The sequence below is a fragment of the Cohnella pontilimi genome, from assembly GCF_005049045.1.
GTDB lineage: Bacteria > Bacillota > Bacilli > Paenibacillales > Paenibacillaceae > Cohnella > Cohnella pontilimi.
Window position 1 is genome coordinate 137,527 of the sequence record NZ_SUPK01000009.1, and the last position, 17,722, is coordinate 155,248.

The following is a 17,722-nucleotide window of genomic DNA, read 5'->3' on the forward strand; positions in this document are numbered from 1 at the left end:
AAAAACACGATTCACTGGGAATCGTGTCTTGATTTGAAATCTTTTTACGTTCGAAGCTGCGGTTCCGGGTCGTCCCTATTTTCCAACATCCAGGTGTCCGGACCGGGTGGACGGCCGGGCGTCGGCTGGTCTTCCCGCTTCTCATCACGGGGCTCCAGCCATAGCCGGATCGCGCCGGCGATCGGATCCGCCGCATAAGTCGGAAGAAAATGCTTTTTCCCCCGGATAAAAGCGGTGGACGCGTTCGGCAGCCCTTGCTTCATCGTCCGCATGTGTTTGTGAAATTGCCGGTCTTTCTCGCCGCATACCAGAAGAACGGGCTGCTTAATTTCCGGAAGCCGGTTCTCCGCTGAATAGCGGAGACCGCTGTCGAAATATTCCCGCCATTTGGCGACGTCACCGGACAGCGTCTCTCTTCGCAGGTTGCGGTATGTTTGGGTATTGTCCGAGTTCACCCACAGAATCGGAGCGGCAACCGAATCCCTCGCCCCCCACCGGCTCGCGATGCTTCCCGCACGCAGCCTTCCCCGGAGCCTCCAGCCGGTCGCTTTGGCCAGTCCGCCTAAGAGCACGGCTCCGCTGAACCGGTTGGGATGCGTCAGCAGCGCTTCGAGCGCCACCATTGATGCCATGGAATAGGTGCATAAATAGGCGGACGAAATGTCGAGTGCGTCCATCAGCTGCCGAGTATCTTCCACAAGCAGCGGAATGGTGAGCCGGGTACCGGATGTGCCGCTGTGTCCGTGTCCGCGGAAATCGAACATCAACGTCCGGTAATCCTGCGATAAATCGTTGCGCAAATACGTGAACACGCGGCTGCCGATACAAGGCGGGTGGAGGAAAACGATCGGCACCCCTTTGCCTTGCAAATGGTAATGCAGATCGACGCCGTTGACATGAATCATGGGCATGCGAAGGTCACCTCGGACACGTTTTCCGTTAGCCTGCCCGATTTTCACCTGTTTCCATCCGGAACACCCAAAACCGGCTGCCTGCGTAGTTAACGGCAAGCGACGCTAAAATTGAGACTGCTTTAGCCGCCGCCGGCGACCAGCCGAGCCCGTGCTGCAGCCCCAGGAGCACCGCGGTGGCGCAAGCCAGCGACAGCCCATTAACCGCTACGAAACGCAGCAACTCGCGCCCATTCACCTTACCCGCGGCTCGAAACGTCCATTTACGATTCCACCAATAGCTGTTCGCGATGCCGCAGCTGAAAGATGCGACTTGCGCTCCTGCGGAAGGAACGCCGAACGTATACACCAAAAGCATAAAAACGGCGAAATCCACGCCGGTGTTCAACACCCCGACAAGCGCGAATTTCGCCATGCGAATTTGCTCCGGACGCAACATGATGAAGCCTCCTGTCCGCCTGTTCAAAACATTTTATAGCCGCCTCTTCGCAATTTGCGAATCGTCCAGCCGCTTACATACGTACCCGCGATGCTTGCCAGAGCCGGAGGAAGAAACATGGCCGCGTACGAACCGAGCGTCAGTTCCGGCTTCCAGAAGTGCCATAGGCCGAGCGGAAGAACGAGGATGACGAACAGCCACAGCGGCAGCCAGGTCGTTTTGATCAACATGTTCAAAATGAAACCGATGCCGAAAAACAGCACGAAAAACAGCAAGCTTCCGACGATTTCCATCAATGTCGATATAAAAGCATCACGCAAGTGCGGTGGCCTCCCAAGTGAAAACTTTCTTCACTCAGTTTACAAGAACGCTTTCGGAGGAGTCAAACGAACAGGATGTGAACAATTCCGGCAACTCTGCTACAATATAGGCATTCTGTTGAGATGGACAAGGAGAGATGAACATGAGCGAAGCCGCCCAAACGCTGGAGGGCTGGTATGCGCTGCACGATTTTCGCAGCATCGATTGGACCGCATGGAACGCCGCTGCCACTGCCGAGCGGGAAGAAGCCCTGAGCGGGCTGATGGAGCTGATCGGCCAGTGGGAAAGCGTGGAAGAGCGCAAGGAAGGAAGTCTGGCTCTCTACGCGATCGTCGGGCAAAAAGCGGATCTGGTTTTCATGCATTTGCGCGAAACGCTGGAAGAGCTGAACGCCATCGAAAATGAGTTCAACCGTTCGGCAATCGCCCAGTTCACGAAAAAGGAATATTCCTATGTCAGCGTGGTCGAATTGAGCAACTACATGGGGCAGCCGGGCGTCGATCCGATGCAGGTACCGGAAATTTCGGCGCGGCTGAAGCCGATTTTGCCGAAATCCGGCCATATTTGCTTCTACCCGATGAACAAGCGGCGTCAGCTTACCGACAACTGGTATATGCTGCCGATGGAAGACCGCAGAAATATGATGAGAAGCCACGGTATGATCGGCCGTTCGTACGCCGGCAAAGTGAAGCAAATCATTACCGGCTCGGTCGGCTTCGACGACTGGGAATGGGGCGTTACGCTGTTTGCGGACGATGCCCTGCAATTCAAGAAGCTCGTGTACGAAATGCGCTTTGATGAAGTGAGCGCGCGGTACGGAGAGTTCGGCCCGTTCTATGTGGGCAACCGGCTCTCCAGAGAGTCTCTGGCGGAGCTGCTGCGCGGATAAAGAACTTCAGTGACATGAACAAAAAGGCAACCCACACGGGTTGCCTTTTTCGCGCGTTCTATGGCTTACAGGAACTTGCCTTTGCGAAGAACCAGCGGGATACCGCCGATGATAAACAAATACCGGAGATCGATCGCTTTTTTGAGCCACGCAGCCACGCGGCCTTTGTACTTCTTGCCGAACGCGATGCCGATCGCTTCGCCTTTGCCGAGCGACGCCACCGTGCCCTTGCTTTGGAACGTAAAAGGCTTCAGCGATTGATTGCGGATGGAGGCGACCAGGTTGTGGGCGCAGTTGACGCCTTCCTGCATTGCGATCTGGGCGGTCGGCGGGTAAGGACGGCCTTCCGGATTGAATACCAGAGAGTTGTCGCCCAAAACGAACACATTGTCGTGGCCCGGCGCGCGCAGGAACTCGTCGACTTTGACGCGTCCGCGCATCGTTTCGAAGCCGGCTTCCTCGATCAGGCGGTTTCCGCGGATACCGCCTGTCCAAATGACGGTTGCCGCTTTGATTTCTTCGCCGTCGCCGACGATGACGCCATCCGGCTTGCATTCCTTGATGGCGGTGCCGATGCGGAACGTGACGCCTTTCTTCTGCAGCACTTCCATGGCGTATTGGACCAGCTCCGGATCAAAGCCCGGCAGTGCTGTCGGGGCCGCTTCGATGTTGTAAATTTTGACGAGCGAAGGATCGACGTCGAATTGCTTGCACAGCTCCGGAATACGGTCGGACAGCTCGCCCACGAACTCGATGCCCGTGAAGCCCGCGCCCCCGACGACGAACGTCAGGTAATCCGTGCGATGCGGCTCGCGCTTGAAACGCGCGAATTGATACTCGATATGTTCGCGGATCAAGCGAACGGAGTTGATGCTTCGGATATTCATGGCGTGCTCGGCCATGCCCGGAATGCCGAACGTTTCCGGCTCGCCGCCGAGGGCGATGACCAAATAATCGTAGGAGAGCGTTCCGTCTTCGAGAATGACTTTGCGGTCTTGCGGACGAATTTGGACGACAGTCGATTTCACGAAATCGATTTTAAATTCGTCGATCAGCTTCGAGATATTCACCCGGGCGTTCTCCGGGTTGTCCGTACCGGCCGCCGGCATGTGAAGATGCGTCGTGATGTAGTGATAGTCATGCTTGTTGACCAGCGTTACATCCGCTTCATTGTAATTCAGTTCCTTTTGGAGCCGAAGGGAGGTCAGTACGCCGCCGTACCCGGCTCCCAGGATGACAATCTTCGGTATGCTGCTCATCGCAATCCCATCCAATCGTTTTTATGTTTTTTAGTTTGTGAAAAATTACACAATGTCCGTCATCGCCTTGCTTCCGCTTGGCTATACAGATGAATCATATCGGCTTTCTTCTCAATTTTCAAGGTTCATTTTCACAATAATCATTGGGCAACTCCACAAAAAAACTTTTCTTGCAGGTTTCACAAGCTTATAATGAGGAAAAATAGTTTCGACAGGTTTTTTCCAGTCCTGACGGAGGTGCACATCGCTTGACGAATGAGAATCCATCCGCCGTAGACGTAGCGATTATCGGCGGGGGTCCCGCCGGAATGTTCGCGACTTTTTACGGAGGCATGCGGCAGATGTCGGTCGCCCTGATCGAGAGCATGCCCCAGCTTGGCGGACAGCTGGCAGCGCTTTATCCCGAGAAATACATTTATGATGTAGCAGGGTTTCCGAAAGTGACCGCTCAAGAGCTGGTCGACAACCTGAAGCGCCAGATGGAACTGTTCCAGGCCGAGATCCGGCTGGAGGAGAAGGTTCTGCAGGTCGTCAAAAAAGAAGAACGCTTATTTGAAATTGTCACCGATAAAGGCAGTCTGCATGCGCGGGCCGTAATTATTACAGCCGGCGTCGGCGCATTCGAACCCCGCCGTCTAGAACTGCCCGAGGCTCCCCGCTTCGAGAAAGCGAACCTCCACTATTTTGTGGGGGATTTGGAAAAGTTCCGGGGGCGCAAGGTGTTAATCAGCGGAGGCGGCGATTCCGCCGTGGACTGGGCGCTCATGCTCGAGCCGATCGCATCGGAGGTCAAGCTTGTCCACCGGCGCGACAAGTTCCGTGCCCACGAGCACAGCGTCGAACTGCTTCACCAGTCGAAGGTGCAGGTCATTACGCCCACCGAAATCACCGCGCTTCACGGCGGCGCCTCGATCGAGAAAGTGACCCTGACCGACGTGAAGACCGGAGAAACGAGCGAGCACGAGGTCGATGCGGTCATCGTGAACTTCGGTTTCGTCAGTTCCCTCGGCCCGATTGCGGAATGGGGCTTGGAGATCGACGGCGGTTCGATTGTCGTGGATTCCCGGATGGAGTCCAGTATCCCGGGCATTTTCGCCGCGGGCGACGTCACCATCTATCCCGGCAAGCTGAAGCTCATCGCGGTCGGATTCGGAGAAGCTCCGACGGCGATCAACAACGCCAAGGTCTATATCGACCCGGACGCGAAGCTGTCCCCCGGGCACAGCAGCAACATGAAATTGTAAAGTCCCGCCAAACGATAAAATGGCGTTCAAAAAGGCATCCTACTTGGGAAACACCGGCACGAGCGGCCGCTTCCGAAGGAGGATGCCTTTTTTGTTATGTCCCGTATGCAATGGATTGCTCCCCCTAGCCGCGTCTTGTCCGCAATGCGGTGCCTCCGCCGAAGATGAAGGTCGTCGGGAGGACTGGAGCGGACCCTATGCCCCCTACGAAATCACGGCGGTTTGGAGCGAAACGGAGACCGAAGCCGGAGGCTGCACTCATCTGGCTCTTTGTCCGAATTGCCGCATCGATTTTGTCGTCAACGTGGAAACTTGGCATGCCTAAAACTCCCGCCCTTCCGGCAGCTTCAGACAGCGCCGGCGAATTTCCGACCGCAGCATCCGGACGAATTCCCAGTCCAGCCCCAGACGGATCGCGCTCCGGTATGCGTCCAGCAGCGAATCATCAGAAAGCTTCGGAAACATAAGCCTCACCCTTTCCATGAGATGGATAAGTTCGTGAGGGCATCTTAGCATGTCCCGCTCGGGCCGGACAACAGACGTTTTATCCACAGGAACCTGTGAGTAAGCTGGGGGCAAATTGTTGAAAAGTGTCAGGAACCTCTGTCGTTATACAGTGAATAATGTGTACGAAGTTATGCACAAAAATGTTTCAACAGCTTCCATAAAAAACTTTCATATTCGGAAATGCGGCGATAAAAGGATTGTATAGAAAAATATGTCAGAACCAATCATTCACTGCGGTCGAGTGTTGACTTCCAAAATCCAAATATGTCCGTTCCGGTCGATCCCGTAGTCGTAACCGAGTTGCCGGATGCCCGGAAAACGGCGTTCCAACAGCTTCGTGCAAGTTTTCGTCAATTCCCGCATTTCTCTCTTTTTGGCCTCAGCCTCTTTAGAAGGAAACGAAAGGCTCAAACCTTTGGATCCGCTCACCAAGGTACCACCGCGGCAAATGTTCGTGACGAACAGCCCGGGCTTGGCAATTTTTCCGAGAATCGCGACGAATCTCCACCTTCCGTTACGCTTCATGTACTTCAACCGAAAGTCGATCGGCCGTTGCTTGTAACAGGCCAAATCGATGCCTTGCTGAATCAAGTACGGTCTCCGGCGGCGTGCTCGATGCACCGCTTTCCACACCCCCCTGAACGAACCGAACTTTCGGGTGCGGGACTTGTAAGCGTACAAATAACCGCCGCCTTGACGGCTCACTTTCATTACGCCGAGCCCCCCGCCTCCGCGAACCGGCTTCAGCACCACGACTCCGTAACGTCGCAGCATCCTATGCAGGCGCTTCCTATTGAACGGTTTGGTCCGAGGAATATGCGGGGCCGCCTTGGGACTGGCCAGCAAAGCGACGGTTTTCAACCATTTGCTGGCGACCTGCCGTCCTCTCTTCTGTTGTTGCATGCTGCAGGCCTCCTTTCGCAAAGTCTTTTCCTTTATACATACTCCGCGAAAGGGACAGGTTCTTGGGTTGAAGACGCCCGCGATTCGCCCGAAAAATGACGGAAGCACAAAAAACCTCCCGACACGGGTGTGTCGGGAGGTTGGGTGTTCGGCGTCGTCAGCAGGCGTCCGGGTTCGGTTTGCCCGCATCGGCGGCGGTGCGGAACGAGGAGCCGCAGCCGCACGTGGCGACGGCGTTCGGGTTATGAATCGTAAATCCGCCGCCCATGCCCGACTCTTTCCAGTCAATCTCCACGCCGTACAAGTACTTGGCGCTTTCGCCGTCCACGACCACTTTCAGGCCGCGAATGTCGTACTCTTTATCGTCGGAATGGATTTCGTCGTCAAAGCCCATTCCATAACTAAACCCGCTGCATCCGCCTTCTTTCACGCCGATACGCAGGAACAAGTTCTGAGAATCTTCGGCCGCCAGCATCTCTTGAATTTTCTCTCCGGCCAATTCGCTGATGTTCACCATGTGCTTTCCTCCCCAACCTAAAGCGTCAATCCCGTTCTCTCCTCAGTATACCCCAGCCGCCTGACCGCCTCAAGCGTCTCGTCGCCCAACCAAAAAACCGGCGCTTACGCGCCGGCTTCTTCGTCTTTCCACTCTTTCGAATTTCCACCTGCTTGGGCGATCGCTTTCAGTTCAATCCGGCAACGGAATGTGCCCTTCTCGTTCTGAAGAAAGTCAGACAGGCGGCGGAACACTTGGGCAAGTTCCGGACCGGTGGAGTCGGTATCGAGCGTGTAGCGGAACTGGTCGGCGGACAATCCGCGGACGCGGCTTCTGTCGGTGTCGCGGGAGTCGCTGTCCTGCAAGCGCCGCCATTCTTTCGAAGGCTCGAACTTGTCCATTCTGCGCACGATTTGCTCATAGATGTTTTGTTTTTTCAGCCACATGTAGTATTGAATCGGATTCGTCAAACCCCATGCCTGGCTCAAATCTTTGATCGTATAAGCCGCACGGTATTGCTGGAGGGTCTGGATCTTCTCGGATTGCTCCATTTGTTCAAGCCGGCTGAGGGGCAAAATTTCAGGTTTCAGGCGAACGCACCTTCCTTTGCATGTTGTTTTGTAAGCTAAACATAACCAATATTTGTTTATATTTCAAGTTGATTCCCCTTTTTACTGCGGTTTATACCTTTTTTCCGATTCTTCTATTTACAGTTGCCGGGGGTCAAGCGGAGGTTTATAATGTTTACAGTTGTTGACCCGGAAAGACTGCATGCAGAAAAAGAAAGTTATTTTTTTCACAAATGGACGGAGGCGGACCTATGACTCTCCTTACGACAAACGCCGAGCGTCAAATGGCCGAAATCGCCGACAAGGTCAGGAATGGACAACGGCTTTCCTTCGAGGATGGCGTGTTCCTGTATCAATCGGACGATTTGCTGACCATTGGGCAGTTGGCGAATGAAGTCAACCTGCGCAAAAACGGCAAAAAAGTTTACTTCATTGAAAATATGAGCCTCTACTTTACGAATGTGTGCGAAGCGCACTGCGCGTTCTGCAATTTCCGCAAAGACGAGGGCGACGAAGGCGCTTATACCCTCTCCCCGGAGGAAATGATCGCTTTTGTGGACCAGCACATCCATCCGGACGTGCGGGAATTCCACATCGTCGGCGGACATAATCCGCACGTACCGTTCGAATATTACGTCGAATCGATTCGCACCTTGAAGCAGCGGTATCCGAATGTCACCATGAAAGCCTACACGGCGGCGGAGATCGATTTCTTCTCGCGAATTTCCGGCCTCTCCTACCGGGGAGTGCTGGAAAAGCTGATCGAAGCCGGTCTCGAATCGCTCACGGGCGGCGGCGCGGAAATTTTGTCGGAGCAATATCGTAAAAAAATGCGGGTCAACAAAGCGAATATCGAACAGTATTTGGACGTTCACCGCAACGCCCATCAACTCGGACTACGAACGCATACGACGATGCTGTACGGTTCCGTCGAGTCGTTGGAGGAGCGGGTGCAGCACATGATTCATATCCGTGAGCTGCAGGATGAGACCAACGGTTTTCAAGTGTTCATCCCGTTATCGATGCAGCCGATCAGCCCCAAAGCGGGCATCCGGCGCCGCAATTCGGCATATGACGATTTGAAGGCGATCGCGATCAGCCGGCTGATGCTGGACAATTTCCAGCACATCAAGGCATACTTTATTAATATCGGTACCCAGCTTACGCAAGTGGCGCTGACGATGGGCGCTTCCGACGCGCACGGCACGATCGTCAAGGAACGGATCAGTCACTCGGCCGGCGCATTAACCCCGGCGGGCATCACACGGGAAGATTTGATTTGGCTGATCAAAGGCGCGGGCAGAATTCCTGTGGAGCGGGATACATTTTATAACGAAATTCGGGTATATGAGTAGTAAGTCGGCCCCGTCGGGAAGACGGGGTTTCTTGTGTGCATACTAAGTCGAATGCTGACGGAAAAGGGGATATTGTTCGTGAACAGAGTGGTCGTTTTAGGCGGAGGATATGGAGGACTCACCGTGGTCAACGAATTGCTGGACTCGGATCTTCCGAAGGGCACGAAAATCTATTTGGTGGACCGGATGCCTTTTCAAGGTCTGAAAACGGAATATTACGCGCTCGCTGCCGGGACGGTAACCGATACGGAGATCCGTGTCGCCTTCCCCGAACATGAGAACCTGGAAATCGTATATGGCGAAATCGGCGGGGTTGACTTTGAGAACCGTCAGGTCGCCGTATCCGGTCATGACCCGCTGCCGTACGATTCGCTTGTCATCGCGCTCGGCTGCACCGACAACTATCACGGAATTACAGGTGCCTCCGAGTTCTCGTGCAGCATTCAATCTTTATCTGCAACACGCCGTACGTATCAGCAAGTCAACGACGTCCGGCCGAACGGTCAAGTCACCATCGTGGGCGGCGGCTTAAGCGGTGTGGAAGTCGCGTCCGAGCTTCGGGAAAGCCGGTCGGACTTGAACATTCGAATTCTCGACCGAGGGGACAGCGTGCTGAACGGATTTCCGCCGCGTCTGCGCAAGTATGTCGCCTCCTGGTTCCATGAACACGATGTGGAAATGCGGTCGCATATCTCCATCACTTCGCTGGAGCAAGGCGTCATTCACAACGGAGCTGAGGCGATCTTGAGCGACGTTACCGTATGGACGGCCGGCATCCGGCCGGTGGACTTGGTTCACAATCTTTCCTTCGCCAAAGACAAGCAGGGCCGGCTGATGGTCAACGAGTGGCACGAGCTGGTTGATGTGCCTGACGTTTATGTGGTCGGCGACTGTGCAAGCTCCATTTTCTCGCCGAGCGCTCAGCTCGCGGAAGCGATGGGCAAGCAAGTCGCGGAAGTGATTAAAGGCAAGTGGGACGGCAAACTGCCGAAGCTTTCGCGCATCAAACTCAAAGGTGTGCTCGGCTCGCTCGGCAAAAAAGCCGGTTTCGGCATGATGGGGGCCACGCCGATTATCGGGCGCGTTCCTCGTGTGCTCAAAAGCGGCGTTTTGTGGATGAGCAAGCATCACTTTGGATGATCTTTAAGATTGTTTTATGGGGGCTCCCCCAAAAGTAATCGGAATATGCTTCGAAGGACTGCTTCACTTTTGGGGGATGAGTCAAAGATCGTCCAGCAATTTATCCAACGCGGATTTCTCCGCTTCCTGTTTTTCGATTTCTTGCATGATGAGATCATACAGTTTTTCGGCGGTTTCGGCGAAAACGGCCTCCCCGTTGACCAACGCGTACGGGGACAAAAAGCATTCTCCGCAGTTGCCGAGACAGCCGTATTCGATCACATCAACTCGGGGATCGTTCTCCAGCCGTTCCATGACTTTGTCGGTTCCGTGATGCATGTTGCTTACGCAAAATTCTACGATGTGCATGCGCTTGTCCTTTCCGAAGTACGGCGCGGAAAACGCGAACTTCCGTTTGAATTTGGACCGTTTTGTACTATAATAAGATCTGAAAGGAGTGGATGGTCATGAGTGAAAGCGTACAAAGCGCCTCGATGTATGATGAAGTGCTCGAAGTGCTCGATAAATTGCGTCCTTTCCTTCAGCGGGACGGCGGCGACGTGGAACTGGTCGACGTGGAAGACGGCGTCGTCAAGCTTCGCCTGATGGGCGCTTGCGGCAGCTGCCCGAGCTCCACGATCACGCTGAAAGCGGGTATCGAACGCGCATTGATCGAAGAAGTCGACGGCATTCAAGAAGTTGTACAGGTATTCTGATTATAGGTTCTCCAGAATGAAACATAACAAGGTCCTGCTCTTATGGCGGGACCTTATTTTTTCCCCAAAAAGTGAAGTATGCCTTCGAAGCCTATTCCGACTACTTTTTGGGGACGCCAAGTGCATGATTATTGATCGTCGTACGGATAGGATCCAACCCGCCGGAGACGTCGATTGTGTTGCCGGTAATGAAATCCGACTCCGGCTGGCATAGAAACAGAATCACCCTCGCCACATCCTGCCCCGTTCCCGGTCTGCCGCGCGGCGACTCCTCGTCCTGCTCTCCGGCTACGTCCGCGATCGCTTTTTCCTTGTTCCCTCCGCGAATATCCCCCGGGCAAATCATGTTCACCGTAATGCCGTTCGCCGCTTCTTCCACCGCCAACGTCTTGGTGAACGATACGAGACCGACCTTGGCTGCCGCATACACCGCTCGGTGCGGCCAAGATCTCGCTTCGGCGGCATGCCCGAAACCGAAATGAATGATTCTGCCCCATCCCCGGCTTCTCATGCCCGGAAGCACCCGGTGATCGAGCAGCATCGTGCCGACCAAATTTCCGTTCATCAAATAAAGAACGTCATCCGATGAATAATCCGCGAATAATCGCCGTTCCCGAATGAAGGGACCTGCATTGTTGACGAGAATGTCGATGCCGCCAAGCTCCCGCTCCACGTCGGTGACGAGCCGTTCCGCTTCCTCCGTCCGCGCGATGTCCGCTTGCACCGCCACGGCTTTGCGCCCCATGGCGGCGATTTCAGCCGCCACTTGTTCGGCTTCTTCCCGGCTCGATACATAGTTCACCGCCACATCGCACCCGGCGGCGGCAAGCTCGAGCGCCGTCCGGCGTCCAAGACCTTTGGCGCTCCCGGTGACAAGCGCAGTTTTGCCTGCCAGCATCACGTGATCTTCTCCCCCTCTTATGACAAACCCCGCAACTGCCCGTTCAAGTACCCGAACGTACGGCCGAGCGTATCCCTCACCATGATCCAGCCTTCCTCGGCATCCGCCAGGTTACCGGACAAATTCTCCAGCCTTCCCCCATCTCCGGCTCCCGCCAGGAGACGCTCCATCAGGTCGTCCTCGAGCTCCGCATTCATATAATGCACTTCCATATTCCGCCGGTTACGGAGCCGCTTCATCGCTTCCCGGTGGCGTTCCTTCAAGGAGACCAGCTGCTCGGTCAGCTCGCGGTGTTTTCCGGTTTCTCTCATTTGCCGAAGTACCGTATAAAAGGAAAAATACACCTTGATTTTCTCCGTTTGAAGCTCTAGGAGAGCGTTCACCAGGGTGCCCAGTTTGTCGAGCAGCGAGAACATGCGAATATAGGCGTTTTTGTCAAAATAAACATGCCGGTCGTAATCGAGCTTTTCTTCCCGTTCCATGTCATCCCAACGCGCCGCTCGGATTCGGGTCCCGTATAACCGGGCGGCGAACAAGCTTTCTTCCAGCTCGTTCAACGAACGGTACAACCCTTGCGCCCACACGGCGTACGTGCGATACCGCATGGAAGACGAATCATTGCCCCCGGAGCGTTGTCCGCACAGCCGGATAAACGTATTCAATTCATCCGCCGTTCGTCGCAGCGGCTCGTCCCATTCGCGGGGCGGCTGCCCCAACAATGATCTTAGCAAGCCCGTTCCTCCCGTTGCCGCTCGCACTGCCCTTGATGACGGCAACCTATTTCATGTCGTTGCCTTATAATTGTAGCCTAAAAGAGGCGGCCCGCTCAACCGCCGGGCACGGATGAGACAGGCGCGCCTCTCCCTGGAAACACGCTATTGTCATATTAAACCGGTGACGTCGAATTCCTCACGACCAGCTCGGGCAGCAGAACGATTCGCTGTTTCGCCTGTTCTTCTCCCGTCATCTGACGGTGGAGCAAATCGACGGCTTGCCTGGCGATTTCGCGGATCGGCTGTCCGACCGTGGTCAACGCCGGGTCGATGACGGTGGCCAGAAACGTGTCGTCGAAGCCGACGACCGAGAGCTGTTCCGGTACTTGGAGACCGCGGGATCGAGCGGCTTGAACCGTACCGATGGCGAGCAGGTCGTTGCACGCGAAGATCGCCGTAGGCTGCCTCGGTCCATCCAGGAGCATGCCCGCCGCTTCCATGCCGGCACGAATGGAGAAGTCGCTGACGACCACCCGGTCTTCCCGGTACGGACACCGTTGCTCGGCCAATGCCGCACGGTAGCCTTGGAGCCTCTCGCGGGAGCTGGCCAGATCGATGCTTTCCACGATGATCGCGATGTCGCGGTGTCCGTTTTGCAACAAATGCTCAGTCGCCGCATAGCCGCCCCTAAAGTCATCCACCAGCACGGTATTCACCGGCAGCTGAGGCACTTCCCGGGCAATCAGGACGATCGGCAGCTTTTTTTCCGACAGCGTCTCGAGCGATTGTGGATGAGCCGCCCCTGTGGCCAGCAAAATCCCGTCCACTCCTTTTTGCTGAAGGAAGGTTAAATAGTCGCTTTCTTTGTCGATGCGGTTGTCTGTGTTGCAAATGACGATGTGGTAGCCCAGCTCAAAGGCCCGGTCCTCCATATGGCGCGACATCTCGGCAAAGTATGGGTTGGAGATGTCCGGGAGCAGCAGTCCGAGCATGTTCGTTTTTTTGCTCGACAGGGCGGAAGCGACGAGATTCGGAAAATAATCCATCTCCGCCATAATGTGCACAATTTTTTCTCTCGTCCGCTCGCTGATTTTGCCGTTGCGGTTGATCACCTTCGATACGGTGGCAATCGATACGCCCGCCCGCCGGGCTACGTCGTAGATAGTTGGTTTCATATTGGCGTCAGTAGCGTGCCACGATCATTTTTTTGCGGGTGTAAAACTCCACGCCGTCCTTGCCGTTGGCATGCAGATCTCCATAAAAAGATTTTTTGTAGCCGGAAAACGGGAAAAACGCCATCGGCGCCGGAACTCCGACGTTGATGCCCAGCATGCCGGCGTCGATCGTCTCGCGGAATTGCCTCACCGCTCCGCTGTTTGAAGTAAAAAGGCAGGCGCCGTTGGCAAATTCGGATGCGTTGGCCCACGCAATTGCATCGTCCAGCGTATTGACGCGAACGATTTGCAGCACCGGGGCAAAGATCTCATCCCGCCATATTTGCATGTCCCGATCCACTTGATCGAAAATGGTCGGGCCGAGAAAATAACCGGCTTCCCCGGCGGCGGCCGATTCCCGTCCGTCCAGCAGAAGCTTCGCGCCTTCCTGCACGCCCTTTTCGATGTATCCGACCGTCCGCGATTTGTGGTTGTCCCGGATGACCGGGCCGAGGAACACGCCGTCGTCCATTCCGTTGCCGATCACGAGCCGCTTTGCCCGATCGGTCAGCAATTCGGCCAGGCGATCTCCGATTCCGCCTACCGCCACCACCACGGAGCAGGCCATGCAACGCTCTCCCGCGGAACCGAACGCGGCATTCGTAATTTCTTTGACCGCCAAATCGAGGTCTGCGTCCGGAAGGACGATCGTATGATTTTTGGCGCCTCCGAGCGCCTGCACGCGCTTTCCGTGTGAAGCCGCCGTTTTGTACACATATTCGGCGACCGGCTGGGAGCCGACGAACGAGATCGCTCTCACATCCGGGTGCTCCAGCAGGCCATTGACCACTTCATGCGCCCCATGCACCACGTTGAACACACCGTCCGGCAGTCCCGCTTCCTTGAACAGCTCCGCCAGCCGGTTGGCCGTGAGCGGCGTACGTTCCGACGGCTTCAGCACGAACGTATTGCCGCAAGCGATGGCGAGCGGGAACATCCAGGACGGCACCATCATCGGAAAATTGAACGGGGCGATCCCGCCGACGACGCCGATCGGGTAGCGGTACATCGCGGACTCTATTCCCGTTGCGATATCCGGCAGCACGCTGCCCATCATCAAGGTGGGCACGCCCGCGGCGAATTCGACGCACTCGATGCCCCGCTGCACCTCTCCGTAGGCTTCCCCGTAGCTTTTGCCGTTTTCGAGCGTCACCAGGCGGGCGAGCTCCTCCCAGTGCTCCACCAGCAGCTGCTGGAATTTGAACAAAATCCGGGCACGGCGGGGAACCGGCGTTCCGCTCCAAGCCGGGAACGCCTCCTTGGCCGCCCGCACCGCGGCGTCCAAATCCGCACGGTTGGACAAGGGAACCCGCGTGATCGTTTCGCCGGTGGCCGGGTTAGGGACAGGCTCGCTGCGGTCCGAAGCCGAAGCGACAAATTGGCCGCCATAGAAATTGGATAATGTATGAGGGTAAGACATGGGTGTTCCTCCCTTATTGGCTTTACAGTGCCTTATGGTCTCTGAGTACCTGTTCCACTTGGCCGAGAGTCGGCATCGCGTCGGAGCAGCTGTGGCTGGACACGACGATATTCGCCGCAGCTGCGCCGTAGTTTTGGCACCGGGCAATGTCCCAGCCCTGCTGCAGCCCGTAGATGAACGATCCGGCGAAAGCATCGCCGGCTCCGAAAGTTTTCACGACCTGGGCCGGAAACGTGCGGCCGGGATATACCGAGCCGTCGGCGGCGTACGCGACGGATCCGTCGCCGCCCCGCTTGATGACGACGAGCGACGCCCGGTTTCCAAGCCACCGGCGGGCAACTGCCTCTTCGTCGAACGGTGCGCCGGTGTCGGCTTCGAGCAGCGCGAATTCTTCTTTCCCGCCGAGGATCACATCCGCTTGCTCGGCCGCCAAACTGCAATAGACGCGGATCATATCCTGGTTCGCCCACGTATACGGACGGTAGTCGATATCATAGATAATGGTCGTGCCATGTTTGCGCGCGTAAGAGATCGCCGTGAATACGGCTTCTCTCGACGGACTTGCGGCAAGCGCGGTTCCCGATACGACCAGAGCTTTGGCACCGGCGATTTGCTGCTCGTTCACGTCCGCCGGCTCCAAATTCAGATCCGCCACGTTATCCCGATACATCAGGATGCTGCAGTCCGTCGGCGATTTGATTTCGGTAAACGCCAGTCCGGTCACGCTGCCCGGCTTGTCGGTGATGACGGACGAAGTGTCTACGCCGAGCTGTTCCAAATAACGCCGGATGAACCGGCCGAAGGCGTCATCGGCAATTCGGCCGATAAAGCCGGTGCGCAAGCCGAGTCGGGATAAGGCGACCGTGATGTTCGCCGGGGATCCACCCAAATATTTGGTGAACGTCACGGTATCCTCCATCGGCCGGTGAATCTCGTTGGCGTTCAGATCCATGCACAGTCGTCCGATGCTGACGACATCCAGCGTCCGTCCGTCAGGAAAACGAACTCCGTTCATGACGCGTGCCCTCCTCTCATTTTCGCATCAGCCATTCGTGATCCGGGTCGTTGTGGAATTTCCACGTCCGCACCGGTCCCGCCATTATGTTCAGGTAATAGCTGTCGTAGCCCGGAGCCGCGGACACCGGGTGATAGCCTTTAGGCACCAAAACCGCGTCTCCGTTCCGAATCGTGAGTGTCTCGTCAAGCGACCGGTCATCCGTATACACCCGCTGAACGGCAAAGCCGTGCTCCGGCTGCAGGCGGTGATAATAGGTCTCCTCCAAATACGACTGCCGCGGCAAATCCTCTTCGTCATGCCGGTGGGGAGGATAGCTCGACCAATTGCCGTTCGGCGTAAACACTTCAACGACCAGCAGGCTGTCCGCCGGTTCCTGCTCCGGCAAAATGTTATGGATCGTGCGCGACATGCTTCCATAGCCGCGCGGCTCGACCCCGACCCGCTCAGGCGTAATGAGCCGGGCTTCGTATGTTCCTTTGCCCGGTGCCGAACAGATCGCGATTTCTGCGTCCGTGACGGCCGTCAAGCGATAAGCGGAATCGTTCGGAACGTATACGGCATAAGGCGGGATCCGTTCGAAAATGTTCATTCGACGGCCGATGTTACGCCACGCTTGCCCGCCCGCTTCGGCATCGGCATATCCGCTTAGCAGCACCAAGCACACTTCACTGTCGCCCGTAGAGCGTTCCAGTGCTTGCCCGGACTGAAGCTTGCATACCTCGAAACCGACGTACTGCCACCCCGCCGATTCCGGCGTGATGCGAAGTACAGAACCGTCGGCACCCGCTTCGCCAGTGGGAACGATAAGTCGACTCATCGATCAACTCTCCTTTCCGAGCAACTGCAGCAAATGCTGCTTGCCTTTAGCCGCATAAGCCTTCGGTTCGGCCGCCGACGGATCTTGTTCCGCTTCGAGAATCATCCAACCCTCATAGCCGGCGCGATCCAGGGCGCCCAGCACGCTCCCAAAGTCGATGCATCCGTCACCGGGCACTGTGAAGACGCCGTTCCGCACCCGTTGGAGAAAGCCCTGGTTTTCCCGCCTGGCCTGCTCGAGTACATCTTTTCGAACGTCCTTCAGATGGACATAGGCGATCCGGTCGGCATACGTTTCCGCATAGCGCGCCGGATCTCCGCCGCCGTAGACCGCGTGCCCAGTATCCAGCAGCAGATGAACAAGCGAAGGATCCGTTATTTCCATCAGCCGAGCGATCTCTTCCGGCCCTTCCACCACGGTGCCGGCGTGGTAATGGTATACCAGCTTCAACCCCGCCTCGCGGCAGATTTCGCCGGCTTGGTGCAGCCCTTCCGCCAGATGCTTCCATTGGTCCTTGCTAAGCGTCGCTCGGGTGGCCGCCGACGGATCCGCATGGGGAGCGCCGAGCACCTCGCAAGTCACGACATGCCGGCTTCCCGCCGTTTGCAGAAACTCCACGTGCCGGCGATAAGCTTCCAGCTCTTGCTGCCGCAAAGCAGGATCCGCAAACCGGACGCCCCGCCACCAGGAAGCAAGAGCCAAGCCGTGAGAACCAAGTGCAGCCTTCACTTCCGATGCGGTTTGCGGAAACTTCCGGCACATCTCCGTGCCTTCAAAACCGAGATCGGTAAAATCGCGCATCAAGTCCTCGAACGTATAATGATCGCCCAGTTCGTGCATGTCCTCGTTCACCCAGTTGATCGCGGAAATCCCGAGGCGTACGCGATTGGCTATAGACAGCATGTTCTTCT

21 protein-coding genes are annotated in these 17,722 nt (G+C 56.2%); 5 read left to right on the forward strand and 16 right to left on the reverse strand.

The genetic code is table 11. The annotated features are described in order from the left end of the window. Nucleotides 1-44: 44 nt before the first annotated feature. From E5161_RS17710 to E5161_RS17720, 3 genes are read right to left on the reverse strand one after another with little or no spacing between them, the layout of a single operon-like run. Entirely contained in the window at nucleotides 45-911 is an 867-nt protein-coding gene (locus E5161_RS17710; RefSeq protein WP_136779222.1) for an alpha/beta fold hydrolase, read from the reverse strand. 28 nt (nucleotides 912-939) lie between these two features. After that, nucleotides 940-1,350, reverse strand: coding sequence for a GtrA family protein (locus E5161_RS17715; RefSeq protein WP_136779223.1), 411 nt, complete (start codon nucleotides 1,348-1,350; stop codon nucleotides 940-942). Between the two features lie 23 nt (nucleotides 1,351-1,373). Continuing rightward, complete coding sequence (locus E5161_RS17720) at nucleotides 1,374-1,643, reverse strand: YuiB family protein (RefSeq protein WP_136779327.1); 270 nt, start codon at nucleotides 1,641-1,643, stop codon at nucleotides 1,374-1,376. Nucleotides 1,644-1,813: 170 nt separating this feature from the next. On the opposite strand from E5161_RS17720, the gene hemQ reads away from it, so the two are divergent. Then, entirely contained in the window at nucleotides 1,814-2,560 is a 747-nt protein-coding gene (gene hemQ / locus E5161_RS17725; RefSeq protein WP_136779224.1) for a hydrogen peroxide-dependent heme synthase, read from the forward strand. Between the two features lie 65 nt (nucleotides 2,561-2,625). On the opposite strand, the gene E5161_RS17730 is transcribed toward hemQ, so the two are convergent. Then, nucleotides 2,626-3,819, reverse strand: a complete 1,194-nt coding sequence (locus E5161_RS17730) for an NAD(P)/FAD-dependent oxidoreductase (RefSeq protein ID WP_136779225.1) — start codon at nucleotides 3,817-3,819, stop codon at nucleotides 2,626-2,628. 248 nt (nucleotides 3,820-4,067) lie between these two features. On the opposite strand from E5161_RS17730, the gene E5161_RS17735 reads away from it, so the two are divergent. Further along, the gene (locus E5161_RS17735) at nucleotides 4,068-5,063 is read left to right on the forward strand and encodes an NAD(P)/FAD-dependent oxidoreductase (RefSeq protein WP_136779226.1); all 996 of its coding nucleotides are present in this window, start codon (nucleotides 4,068-4,070) and stop codon (nucleotides 5,061-5,063) included. A gap of 321 nt (nucleotides 5,064-5,384) precedes the next feature. On the opposite strand, the gene sda is transcribed toward E5161_RS17735, so the two are convergent. From sda to E5161_RS17755, 4 genes are all read right to left on the reverse strand, one after another. Continuing rightward, nucleotides 5,385-5,528 (reverse strand): sporulation histidine kinase inhibitor Sda, encoded by a 144-nt coding sequence (sda, locus tag E5161_RS17740; RefSeq protein ID WP_136779227.1) that lies wholly within the window; start codon nucleotides 5,526-5,528, stop codon nucleotides 5,385-5,387. A gap of 270 nt (nucleotides 5,529-5,798) precedes the next feature. Then, the gene (locus E5161_RS17745) at nucleotides 5,799-6,473 is read right to left on the reverse strand and encodes a YheC/YheD family protein (RefSeq protein WP_136779228.1); all 675 of its coding nucleotides are present in this window, start codon (nucleotides 6,471-6,473) and stop codon (nucleotides 5,799-5,801) included. 157 nt (nucleotides 6,474-6,630) lie between these two features. After that, nucleotides 6,631-6,990: a HesB/IscA family protein gene (locus E5161_RS17750; protein WP_136779229.1), complete on the reverse strand. Its 360-nt coding sequence runs from the start codon at nucleotides 6,988-6,990 to the stop codon at nucleotides 6,631-6,633. Between the two features lie 104 nt (nucleotides 6,991-7,094). Next, nucleotides 7,095-7,520 carry a hypothetical protein gene (locus E5161_RS17755; RefSeq protein WP_136779230.1) on the reverse strand — a complete coding sequence of 142 codons (426 nt, stop codon included), beginning with the start codon at nucleotides 7,518-7,520 and terminating at the stop codon, nucleotides 7,095-7,097. Between the two features lie 269 nt (nucleotides 7,521-7,789). Here E5161_RS17755 and mqnE point away from each other — a divergent pair, with 269 nt between their 5' ends. Further along, the gene (gene mqnE, locus E5161_RS17760; RefSeq protein WP_136779231.1) at nucleotides 7,790-8,893 is read left to right on the forward strand and encodes an aminofutalosine synthase MqnE; all 1,104 of its coding nucleotides are present in this window, start codon (nucleotides 7,790-7,792) and stop codon (nucleotides 8,891-8,893) included. A gap of 78 nt (nucleotides 8,894-8,971) precedes the next feature. Beyond that, nucleotides 8,972-10,033 carry an NAD(P)/FAD-dependent oxidoreductase gene (locus E5161_RS17765; protein WP_136779232.1) on the forward strand — a complete coding sequence of 354 codons (1,062 nt, stop codon included), beginning with the start codon at nucleotides 8,972-8,974 and terminating at the stop codon, nucleotides 10,031-10,033. A gap of 81 nt (nucleotides 10,034-10,114) precedes the next feature. Here the strand turns inward: E5161_RS17765 and E5161_RS17770 are convergent, their stop codons facing one another. Further along, a complete protein-coding gene (locus tag E5161_RS17770; RefSeq protein ID WP_136779233.1) occupies nucleotides 10,115-10,381 on the reverse strand; it encodes a YuzB family protein in 267 nt (88 codons plus the stop codon). A 98-nt stretch (nucleotides 10,382-10,479) separates the two neighbouring features. Here E5161_RS17770 and E5161_RS17775 point away from each other — a divergent pair, with 98 nt between their 5' ends. Beyond that, nucleotides 10,480-10,728, forward strand: a complete 249-nt coding sequence (locus E5161_RS17775; protein ID WP_136779234.1) for a NifU family protein — start codon at nucleotides 10,480-10,482, stop codon at nucleotides 10,726-10,728. Nucleotides 10,729-10,828: 100 nt separating this feature from the next. Here E5161_RS17775 and E5161_RS17780 read toward each other — a convergent pair whose 3' ends face one another. From E5161_RS17780 to iolE, 7 genes are all read right to left on the reverse strand, one after another. Continuing rightward, on the reverse strand, nucleotides 10,829-11,623 hold the full coding sequence (locus E5161_RS17780) for an SDR family oxidoreductase (RefSeq protein WP_136779328.1): 795 nt from the start codon (nucleotides 11,621-11,623) through the stop codon (nucleotides 10,829-10,831). A gap of 23 nt (nucleotides 11,624-11,646) precedes the next feature. Beyond that, entirely contained in the window at nucleotides 11,647-12,360 is a 714-nt protein-coding gene (locus E5161_RS17785; protein WP_136779235.1) for a Cthe_2314 family HEPN domain-containing protein, read from the reverse strand. Nucleotides 12,361-12,515: 155 nt separating this feature from the next. Beyond that, complete coding sequence (locus tag E5161_RS17790) at nucleotides 12,516-13,517, reverse strand: LacI family DNA-binding transcriptional regulator (RefSeq protein ID WP_136779236.1); 1,002 nt, start codon at nucleotides 13,515-13,517, stop codon at nucleotides 12,516-12,518. A gap of 7 nt (nucleotides 13,518-13,524) precedes the next feature. Further along, nucleotides 13,525-14,976 carry a CoA-acylating methylmalonate-semialdehyde dehydrogenase gene (locus E5161_RS17795; protein WP_136779237.1) on the reverse strand — a complete coding sequence of 484 codons (1,452 nt, stop codon included), beginning with the start codon at nucleotides 14,974-14,976 and terminating at the stop codon, nucleotides 13,525-13,527. A 22-nt stretch (nucleotides 14,977-14,998) separates the two neighbouring features. Then, the gene (gene iolC / locus E5161_RS17800) at nucleotides 14,999-15,991 is read right to left on the reverse strand and encodes a 5-dehydro-2-deoxygluconokinase (RefSeq protein WP_136779238.1); all 993 of its coding nucleotides are present in this window, start codon (nucleotides 15,989-15,991) and stop codon (nucleotides 14,999-15,001) included. Between the two features lie 16 nt (nucleotides 15,992-16,007). Beyond that, a complete protein-coding gene (gene iolB / locus E5161_RS17805; protein ID WP_136779239.1) occupies nucleotides 16,008-16,811 on the reverse strand; it encodes a 5-deoxy-glucuronate isomerase in 804 nt (267 codons plus the stop codon). 3 nt (nucleotides 16,812-16,814) lie between these two features. Then, the gene (iolE, locus tag E5161_RS17810; RefSeq protein ID WP_136779240.1) at nucleotides 16,815-17,714 is read right to left on the reverse strand and encodes a myo-inosose-2 dehydratase; all 900 of its coding nucleotides are present in this window, start codon (nucleotides 17,712-17,714) and stop codon (nucleotides 16,815-16,817) included. Nucleotides 17,715-17,722: the final 8 nt, after the last annotated feature.